The sequence below is a fragment of the Marinitoga sp. 38H-ov genome, from assembly GCF_011057715.1.
Classification (GTDB): Bacteria; Thermotogota; Thermotogae; order Petrotogales; family Petrotogaceae; genus Marinitoga.
On the sequence record NZ_LNGH01000029.1, the window covers coordinates 1 to 10,411 of the forward strand.

Annotated in this window: 10 protein-coding genes and 1 pseudogene; all 11 read right to left on the bottom strand. The window is 29.4% G+C overall.

Annotated features, from left to right (window positions below):
• Positions 1–594 (bottom strand): annotated as a pseudogene (locus AS160_RS08670) (acetyl-CoA C-acyltransferase); the annotation flags it as partial.
• Positions 595–696: 102 nt separating this feature from the next.
• On the bottom strand, positions 697–1,434 hold the full coding sequence (fabG, locus tag AS160_RS08675) for a 3-oxoacyl-[acyl-carrier-protein] reductase (RefSeq protein WP_165147809.1): 738 nt from the start codon (positions 1,432–1,434) through the stop codon (positions 697–699).
• Positions 1,435–1,445: 11 nt separating this feature from the next.
• Positions 1,446–2,240 (bottom strand): OAM dimerization domain-containing protein, encoded by a 795-nt coding sequence (locus tag AS160_RS08680; protein ID WP_165147811.1) that lies wholly within the window; start codon positions 2,238–2,240, stop codon positions 1,446–1,448.
• Positions 2,237–3,793, bottom strand: a complete 1,557-nt coding sequence (locus AS160_RS08685; RefSeq protein WP_165147813.1) for a lysine 5,6-aminomutase subunit alpha — start codon at positions 3,791–3,793, stop codon at positions 2,237–2,239. The genes AS160_RS08680 and AS160_RS08685 overlap by 4 nt, the downstream gene beginning before the upstream one ends.
• A complete protein-coding gene (locus AS160_RS08690; protein WP_165147815.1) occupies positions 3,786–5,135 on the bottom strand; it encodes a DNA mismatch repair protein MutS in 1,350 nt (449 codons plus the stop codon). The genes AS160_RS08685 and AS160_RS08690 overlap by 8 nt, the downstream gene beginning before the upstream one ends.
• Positions 5,123–6,148, bottom strand: coding sequence for a hypothetical protein (locus AS160_RS08695; protein WP_241244250.1), 1,026 nt, complete (start codon positions 6,146–6,148; stop codon positions 5,123–5,125). Before AS160_RS08695 ends, AS160_RS08690 begins: the two co-directional genes overlap by 13 nt.
• A gap of 16 nt (positions 6,149–6,164) precedes the next feature.
• Positions 6,165–6,572 carry a MaoC family dehydratase gene (locus AS160_RS08700; RefSeq protein WP_165147827.1) on the bottom strand — a complete coding sequence of 136 codons (408 nt, stop codon included), beginning with the start codon at positions 6,570–6,572 and terminating at the stop codon, positions 6,165–6,167.
• 4 nt (positions 6,573–6,576) lie between these two features.
• Positions 6,577–7,848, bottom strand: coding sequence for a lysine 2,3-aminomutase (ablA, locus tag AS160_RS08705; protein ID WP_165147817.1), 1,272 nt, complete (start codon positions 7,846–7,848; stop codon positions 6,577–6,579).
• 12 nt (positions 7,849–7,860) lie between these two features.
• The gene (locus tag AS160_RS08710; protein WP_165147819.1) at positions 7,861–8,895 is read right to left on the bottom strand and encodes an L-erythro-3,5-diaminohexanoate dehydrogenase; all 1,035 of its coding nucleotides are present in this window, start codon (positions 8,893–8,895) and stop codon (positions 7,861–7,863) included.
• A 12-nt stretch (positions 8,896–8,907) separates the two neighbouring features.
• Positions 8,908–9,723 (bottom strand): 3-keto-5-aminohexanoate cleavage protein, encoded by an 816-nt coding sequence (locus tag AS160_RS08715; RefSeq protein ID WP_165147821.1) that lies wholly within the window; start codon positions 9,721–9,723, stop codon positions 8,908–8,910.
• Positions 9,723–10,115: a hotdog domain-containing protein gene (locus AS160_RS08720; RefSeq protein WP_165147823.1), complete on the bottom strand. Its 393-nt coding sequence runs from the start codon at positions 10,113–10,115 to the stop codon at positions 9,723–9,725. Before AS160_RS08720 ends, AS160_RS08715 begins: the two co-directional genes overlap by 1 nt.
• Positions 10,116–10,411 lie beyond the last annotated feature (296 nt).

Here is a 10,411-nt window from a genome sequence, read left to right on the forward strand (position 1 = left end):
TTCTTTGAATTTCCCTTCTTTTATTGCTTTTTCTGCTCTTTGTTGGCTAATCAATGCAAATTCATCTTGTTCTTCTCTTGTTAATCCATATTTTTCTACTAAGTTTTCTGCTGTTATTCCCATATGGTATTGATTGAATACATCTGTTAGTCCATCATATACCATATGATCTATCATTTCTATATTCCCAAATTTTATTCCAGCTCTTGCTTTTGCTGGTAATATCATCGGTGCGTTTGACATGCTTTCCATTCCTGCTACTGCTACTATTTCTGAGTTCCCTAATTTTATTTCATTTGCTCCTAACATTATTGCTTTCATTCCACTTCCACATACCATATGTACTGTGTATGCTGGTTTTTCTACTGGTATTCCTGCATATATCGCTGCTTGTCTTGCTGGTCCCATTCCTTGTCCTGCCATTAATACGTTTCCTACTATTGTTTGATCTATTTGTTCTGGCGTTATCCCAGCTTGTTCTATTGCTCCTTTTATCGCTTCTGCTCCTAATTCAGCTGCTTTTTTGTCTTTTAATGTCCCTAAAAAACTTCCTATTGCCGTCCTTTTTGCTCCTACTATATATACTTTTTCCATTTCCATCCCACTCCTTTTTAATCTACTTTAATGTAATACTTTTTTATTAAATTTTTTTATAAACTTTTTTATTAATCTTTTTTACTTAATTTTTTTGTAAATCTATAATACTAATCCACCATCTACACTTATTACTTGTCCTGTTATGAAACTGCTTTCATCACTTGCTAAGAATAATGCCGTGTTTGCTATTTCTTCTGGTTCTCCCATTCTTTGTAATACTGTTTTGCTTTTTACTAATTCTATTACTTTTTCTGGTAAATCTTTTGTCATCGGTGTTTTTATAAACCCTGGTGCTATTGCATTTACTCTTACTTGTGCTCCTTTTCTTGCAAACTCTTTTGCCCATGTCTTTGTCATTGCTATTACTCCACCTTTTGTTGCTGCATAATTTGTTTGTCCTATGTTTCCATATATCCCTACTACCGATGATATGTTTATTATTGATCCTTTTCCTGCTTTCATCATTTCTGGTCCAAATTGTTGTGTCATGTTAAATACTCCTTTTAAATTTACATCTATTACTAAATCCCAATCTTCTTCTGTCATTTTTTGTATTAATGCATCTCTTGTTATCCCCGCATTATTTACTAATACATCTATTTTTCCTTCTTCTGCTATTACTTTTTCTTTAAATTCTTTTATCGCTTCCCTATCTGTTACACTTATCTTATATCCTTTTACATTACTATATTTTTCTTCTAATTCTTTTAATGCTTCTTCATTTAAGTCGCATGCATATACTACTTTTGCTCCTTCTTCTGCAAATCTTTCTACCATCGCTCTTCCTAACCCTCTTGCTCCTCCTGTTACTATACATACTTTTCCTTCTAATCTCATTTCCTTACCTCCTATCTTTTTTCTTGCATTCTTTTATACATTTCTTGAGCAATATACGATGCAACGTCATCTGCATATGTGTTTGCACCAAACCCTGCATCATAACCTAATTCTTTTACTAATTCATGTGTTATTCTTGGACCTCCTGCTATAAGTATAACCTTATCTCTAATACCTTCTGCTTCCAATATTTCAACTAATTCTGTAAGATTTTTTATATGTATATCCTTTTGAGTAACTGTTTGAGAGACAAGTAATGCATCTGCATTGAATTCTATTGCTTTAGCTACAAATTCTTCATTTGGAACTTGACTTCCCATATTCAATGTTTCAAACATTTCATATCTTTCAAGACCATAATGTCCAGCATATCCCTTCATATTCATTATTGCATCAATTCCAACTGTATGAGCATCTGTACCAGTACTTGCACCTATAACTCTAATTTTTCTACCTATATTTTTCTTAATAAATTCATCTGTTTCTTCCATACTCCATGTTGTTGATTCTACTTTTGGTACATGAATAGCTGTATAATCAACTGTATGAGTACAACTACCATATGCAATTATAAATGTAAAACCTTTAGTTAATTCCTTGTGATATACAACCATAGGATCATCAAATCCCATTTTTTTCATAAGCTGTTTTGCAGCTTCTACAGCTTCATCTCCATCAGGTACAGGTAATGTAAAACTCAATTGAGTTTTACCGTCATTCATTGTATCTCCATATGGTTTTATTGCTTTTAAATTTAATGTTTTATCAAAATCCTTTTTTTCTGTTGAATACAATCCTCCGCTCATGGTCTTTCAGCCTCCAACATTTTATTAATAAATGGATTAAAATAATTATCTCCTTTTTCAAATACACCATCTAAACCTTTTCCACCATCAATAGGTCTTTTGATATTAGCAAAAGTTCCTTTTGACAATGAAACAAATAATCCATCATGAACCATTTTTTCCAACAATTGAACAGATTCATCTAATACTTGTTGAGCTCTTTTTTGTATTATTCCATCTTTTTTAAATTCTATTTCATCTCCTATATTTTTCATATTATTGAAAATATATCTAGCATTTTCAATTGACAAGTATCTATCTGACATAAAAGGTGTATGAATAGCTTCTGTAAGCATACCTAATAATTGAATTCCTTGTTTTGTCCATATAGATACAACATTAAATAATGCATCTTGCACATGACCTTTAAAAATATTTCCTGTCATATATTTTGTAGGTGGCATATATTTTAATGGTGCTTTAGGAAATATTTCTCTAATCATTTGTGCCTGAGCTAATTCATATAAAAATCCATTTGTTAGATCAGGATTCATTTCAAATGCATGTCCTAAACCCATTTGTTCTTCTGGGATACCTGCCATTAAAGCTAATTGTTCATTAATTAAATCTGATGTAAGAACAGTATGTGCTTCTTCATATGCATCAGCTGTAGTTAAATAATTATCTTCCCCAGTATTAATAATAATCCCAGAAAATCCATTTATAACTCTTGAAAAATATTGGTCAATAATAGTTCTTTGCATATTTATATCTCTAAATAATATTCCATATAATGCATCATTAAGCATTACATCTAATCTTTCCATAGCTCCCATTGCAGAGATTTCTGGCATACAAAGACCTGAAGCATAATTAACAAGTCTAATATACCTTCCAACTTCTTCTCCTACCTCATCTAAAGCCTTTCTCATTATTCTAAAGTTTTCTTGTGTAGCCATTGTTCCACCAAAACCTTCAGTTGTTGGACCATATGGAACAAAATCTAATAAACTTTGACCTGTAGTTCTAATAACCGCAATTATATCAGCACCTTGTCTTGCAGCAGCTTGTGCTTGAATAACATCTTCGTATATATTACCTGTTGCTACTATTACATATAAATATGGTTGTGGACCTTCACCTAATTTTTCCAAATACTCATTCCTTTTTCTTCTATTATCTTGAATCCTTTTAATCATACTGTCTACAAAAGGTAAAATAGCTTCATTTGCTTTTTCTTTTGAATGTACTTTAATTCTTGATAAATCCAATTCTCCTTTTGATATTTTTTCTGCTATTTCTTGAGGAGTAAACCCTGTTTCAATTATTGCATTTCCTATTAAAAATGCTGCTCCTTGTTGTAATAATCCTTTTTCCTTTATATGATCAACTACAATATTAGGTAGCGGCACTTCATATTCATCTATTCCATCTATTCCTAGTAATCTACAAATAGTTCTTTCAACTGATACGGTAGATCTTTTATCTACAAAATTTTGCACATCTTCTGCTATTTTTCTAGCCAAACTTCTTGCATATTCAACTTTCTTAAAATCCAAACCTAATTTACTCATTAGAGTTTTCCTCCTTTTTTAACCTATCTATAATTTGTATTAAATTGCTATCAATATTTAATAATTTTGCTATAGTTAATGCTTCTTCTGGAACTATTTCATCTTTCTCTTCTATTAAAGAATAATCTATAATATCATTTATATTTTCTGGAATTAAACTATCTTTTAGTTTATCTTTTCTTATTCCTTTTATTCTTAATTTTCTAATAGATTCATCTGCAACATTATTAAAATGTGTAGTTATTAAAGATATAGAATTATGTTCTTTCAATATTTCAATTACACCTTTTACTATTAATTTCCCTTCATGTGGATTAGTATTTCTTGCTAATTCATCTAATAGTATCAATGAATTGTTTTTTTCTTTTATATATTCCAATATTTCATTTAATTTGACCATTTCAGCTGCGTATGAAGATAGACCACTTAAAGTAGATTGATAATCACCAGAAATTAAAAATATTTTATTTACTGGTTTTATTCTTGCTATTTTTGCTGGTACATAAAAACCATATTGAAATAAATATTGAGATAATGCTATTGTTTTTAATATAACAGTTTTACCTGTCATATTTGCTCCTGTTAGCAATGTAACACCATTAAATAATTTTATATCTATAGGTTGATATTCTTTATTTTCTTCATTCAACCTATCTTTTATTACTGGATTAAATAGTGAATAATATTCTATATACTCAGAAAATTCTGGCTTTACAAAATTTTTTTGCAAAGCAAAATAAGATTTTGCTAAAACAAAATCTAATTCTGATATATCATTAATAGATTTTTCAATATTTTCAACATAATTAAATAATTTATTTGTTAGCTCTTCTCTTATTTTATCTTCTATTTCCAATTCTTTTTGGAATAATACTTCTTTTTCTTCAGTTGATAAGTTTTTCTTCTTTTTTCGAATCTCGCTTAATTCTTCCGAGTATGAATCATAAATATAAAATGTAGGTAATTTCTCATTATCCGGATCTAAAATTTGAAATACTTCTTCTAAAGAATAATTATTTAAATAAGATAAATCTACATTTTTTCTTATTTTTTCATAATAATATGCAAAATGCTTTAATTCAAATAATTCAATATCATCTAATAAATATCCACTTTTTAATCTTTCTAAAATAATAGTTATATCTTTTATATACATTAAATTCAATTTTATATTTTCAACTTTATCTGGAAATTTAGTTATATATGAAATAGTTTCCTCAATCTTATCTAATTCTTTAGATATTAATTCTTTATCAGTAAGAAATTTTAATTTATTTAATTTTTTTTGTCCTAATGAGGTTATTATTTCTAAACTTTGAAATATGTAATTTAATTCAACCATAATTCATCTTCCCTTACATTTATTATTGGCAAATCAATAACTTCTTTAAGCCTATTTTTTATTTCTTGAGAATTTAGCATATAACCTTTAGGTGAATATGGATTTATTGTTATTGCTATTAAATTAGTTTTTTTCAAAACTTTTATTTTTCCACCTTTTTTTGTATATATATTATATGTTTCAGGGGTTAAAAATATTTTTGTAAAATCTTTTACAATTAACTCTACATTAGATAAATTTTTTTGCTTTGACAAATGTTTTAAAAACCTATCTGTTAATGCACCTGTTAAAAAGATCTTGTTTCCATAATCTAATATATGTTTATCTAATTTATCAAATGACAATAATGAGTTAATAGGCAATTTTTCTATTTTATCATTAATAGCGTATATTCCATCTTCCAAATCATTTAATTCACTACTTATTTCACTTTCATCTAATTGAATTAAATTAACAATATGTTTTGTTTTTTTTACCAACTCATTTATATTCAAAGTCAAAGCCGCTCCTGTTGCTAATATCATAGCATCTGTTATTACAGGAGAAGCGGGGCTTAATCTTGATAAAGCCCCGTCAATTAATACTATTTCAGATCCAAGTTTCGTCAGTCTTTCTATTAATATCTTTATTTTTTTAGAACTCTGTGGCCCTGCTAATATTATTTTACCTCTTTCTAATGCTTTAGCTATTACAATTCTTCCAATAGAAGTTCTCAAATCATCTTCAATAGATAATATTTCAGATGTAAACCTCTTTTGTTTATAAAATCTTTCGGCTGTTGCAAATATTGTTCCTTCTTTAATTTCTATTTCTGGCTTTGGTGTTGTAGTAACTTGGTCTACAGATTCACCATCTATACCTATAGAAGTTATTCCTATAGTCTTATTAATCTTTTTTATAACATAATTTAATGTTTCAGTTTTTCCTGTATTTTTTTCTAAACCAACTATAGAAATACTTTTAACTTGAGAATTATTTTTAAGAAGGATGTTTTTAAAATGAATGTCTTTCAATTCTTTAACCCCTTTATTAATTTTTAAACATCACTAATGCTTCTCCATCTACAGCTAAAGAACCGTCTTCCTTGATAATTTGTGTTGTTAAAATTAATCTAGATTTTTCTTCGATTTTTTCTTTTACTACAATTCTTATTGTTATTTCCTCATCTAAATATATTGGTTTTAAAAATTTAGAATCTTGTTTCATATATATTGTACCAGGACCTGGAAATTCCATACCCAAAACCGCAGAAATTAATCCTACACTCAATATTCCATGAACAATTCTGTTTTTGAACATAGTTTTACTTGCGAAATTTTCGTCTAGATGAACAGGATTTTTATCACCTGTTATTTCAGCAAATGTCTCAACCATATTAGCTGTTATTTTTCTTTTCACTTCATATATTTGATTTAATTTTATTTCTTCATATTTCATAATATCACCTTTCATATTTTTTTCTTAATTTTGCTCTCTCATGTCTTTCTAAATGATTTGGCTCTAATGAAATTCTGTCTTTACTTTCAAATAAACCTGCTACTCCATACCACTTATATTTTTCTCTGTATTCTGTATCATCAACATCTGTAGTTGTATCTTCTGGTTCATGATATGTAGTAATAACACCTTCATAATTTCTCAAAATAACAGTTTTTTCGTTTTGTGAAATTAAGTAATTTGGCATTAACCTAATTTTCCCTCCTCCACCTGGAGCATCAACAACAAATGAGGGTACAGCAAACCCTGATGTATGACCTATTAATGATTCCATTATTTCTAATCCCTTAGCAACTGAAGTTCTAAAGTGACCTATACCTTGAGATAAATCACATTGATAAATATAATATGGTCTTACTCTTATTTTAACCAATTGATGAACTAATTCCATCATAATATATTTGCTATCGTTAATACCTCTTAACAATACGCTTTGATTACCAAGAGGAATTCCAGCATCTGCTAACTTTCTACATGCTTCAGTTGATTCTGGTGTAATTTCTTTTGGATGATTAAAATGTGTATTTATCCATAATGGATGATATTTCTTTAACATATTTACTAACTCATCGGTAATTAATTGTGGAAATACTACAGGCGTTCTTGTACCTATTCTTATTACTTCTACATGCGGTATTTTTCTTAATTCGCTTAAAATATATTCAAGCATTGGAATTCCTACCATTAAAGCATCTCCACCTGATAATAATACATCTCTAACTTGAGGTGTATTTCTTATATAATCCAATGCTGCATTTATTTCATCCATTTTCTTGTGTGCATCTGTTTGACCTGCAAATCTTCTTCTTGTACAATGTCTGCAATACATTGAACACATATCAGTAATTAAAAATAATACTCTATCAGGATATCTATGAGTTAAACCAGGAGCTGGTGAATCTTCATCTTCATGTAGTGGATCAACCATATCCCACATATCTTTCACTAATTCCTTTGATGTAGGCACTGCCTGTCTTCTAATTGGACATTTTGGATCATCTGGATCCATTAATGATGCATAATATGGAGTAATTGCCATTCTAAGTGTTTTTAATGCATTTCTAACTCCTTCTTCTTCTTCAGGGGTTAAATTTATAACTTGTTTTAAAGTTTCAACATCAGTAATTCTATTTTTTATTTGCCAATGCCAATCATTCCATTGTTCTTCAGTAACATCTTTCCATAATGGTATTTCAGTATAATGTCTTCTTTTCATATTTACCCTCCATTATATATATAATTTTTCAAATAATTCTCTAATTTCCTTTGACTCTCTTAAAATTTGAAGAGTTAAATCCGCATGTCCTTTGGTATATCCATTTCCTATTATCATATTAATATCTTTACCTACACCCTCAGCTCCTAAAGCGGCTTTTGTAAATGATGTTGCCATTGAGAAGAAATATACTGTCCCTTCATCTCTAGTTATTAAGATTGATGACATTTCTGTATTTGGAACATTTACATTGTTAATTGTTACATCACAGTATTTACCATTAGTTTTTTCTAATACCTTTTCATATATTTCAACAGGCTTTGTAGCATCTGCTACTATTATTTCATGAGCTAAATTCATATCTTTTATTCTTTTTGCATTTTCTTCAGAATATTCTACAACTATAACTTTACCATTTTCTCCAGCATTTTTCATTGCTTGGTATGAACACAATACGCCTGATTTTCCTCCACCACCTATTATACAAACAGTATCTCCTTTTTTAACAAGTTTTGCAACTTGTGCTGGAGCACCTGCAACATCTAATGCTGCTAATGCTAATTTCTCTGGTATATCATCAGGTAATTTTGCATATATTCCTGTTTCAAATAATATAGCTTGACCTTCAATATCAACTTGATCATTTTCTATATTTATCTTTTTTATTTTTTCTATTTTCAAAGGTGTTAAAGATAATGAAACCAATGTAGCAATTTTATCCCCAATTTTTAATGTTTTATCTGGAAAATCCGGCCCAATTTCTTTAACTGTACCTATTAACATCCCACCTGATCCTGTTACAGGGTTTTGCATTTTTCCTCTTTCATTTACTATATCAAGAATCATTTTTTCCATTTTATCTGTGTTATGGTCGCAAGCTTCCTTTATTTGTGTAAAAGAAGCAGAATCTATATTTAAAGTAATAACATCAATTAATATTTCATTTGAATATATTTCCATTGTATTATCTATTTTTTTTGCTGCTTGAGGTAATAATCCTTTAGGTTTAATAACTCTATGTGTTCCAAATGGACATCCTTTTTTCATTTTATCCCTCCATTATTTTTTAATATTTAATATTTTTCTTGCTTCATCAGGGGTTGCAACTTCGCGCCCTAATTCTTTTGCTAATCTTACAATTCTCTCTACAAGCTGTGCATTTGATTTAGCTAATTCCCCTTTTCTATAATATATATTATCTTCAAAACCTACTCTTACATGCCCACCCATTAAAATTGCATGCACTGCTAAAGGTAATTCATATCTTCCAATACCAGCTACAGTCCATGTACTACCTTGAGGGATACGATTTACTAAATATACTAAATCATCAATTTCACCAGGTATAGCTCCAGGAACTCCCATAACAAAATCAAAATGTATTGGAGTATCTAATAATCCCCTCTTTACTAATCTAAGAGCATTATTAATATGACCTCTTTCGAAAACCTCTATTTCAGGTTTTATCCCACGTTCTTTCATTTCTTTAGCAAATTTTTCCATATATTCTTCAGAATTTACAAATATATCTCTTCCGAAATTTGTTGTACCAGCAGATAAAGTTGCCATTTCAGGGTTTAATTCTAATGGTTGTTTTCTTTGTTCAAATGTATGATAAACTGCCCCACCTGTAGATGGTTGAAAAATAATATTACATTTAGATTCTATTTTCTCCTTGATTTCCTTATACACTTCATATGATTGAGTTGGATTTCCGTCTTTGTCTCTTGCATGAACATGAGCAATTGAAGCTCCCGCTAAATATGCTTCATATGCTGCTTCAGCTATTTCATCAGGTGTAATTGGCAAATTTGGTTGTTGTTCTCTTGTTACTTCAGCACCAGTTAAAGCTACTGTAATTATTAATTTTTCCATTATTTCCCCTTCCTTTGTTTATCTTTTGGAACTACGCAAGTTCCGCTAGCTCTACATACAATAATTGGCTCTTCTAAATAATCTGCTGCGGAATCTGATATATCAGGTCTTGGAGCAATTACTTTTCTTGCTTCAAAAACCATTTTTCTTGATGTATTTCCAACTTTTACTATTTCACCTGTAGCTTCTATATAATCTCCAGCATATACTGGAGCTATAAACTCTATATTATCATATGCCTTAAATAATCCTTCATCTCCATCATGTCTAATTAATAATTCTGTAGCTACATCTCCAAACAATTGAAGTATTTTTGCTCCATCAACTAAATTACCACCATAATGAGCATCATGCAAACTCATTCTTACCCTTATCATAACTTTTTCTCCCATAATATAACCTCCTCGTGTATAATGTTTTCATATAATTAATAAATCTGATATTTATTTTTAAAAAAATAATTCTAACTCTGAGTTATTATATAACTAAAGTAATTCTGTCACCTCCTGCACTTAAGTGCCTTGAATAGTCTGACTAACTTTGGTATATAAGTTGAATTGCTACCGGAGAATGAGCTATAGCTCTTACATATAACGAGGCTCTTTTCTTATATACCCAGAGTTAGAATCTAATTCTGAAAGGTTGTGTTTCTATGTTGTTTGTTGGTATCGATGTTTCTAAAGATAAA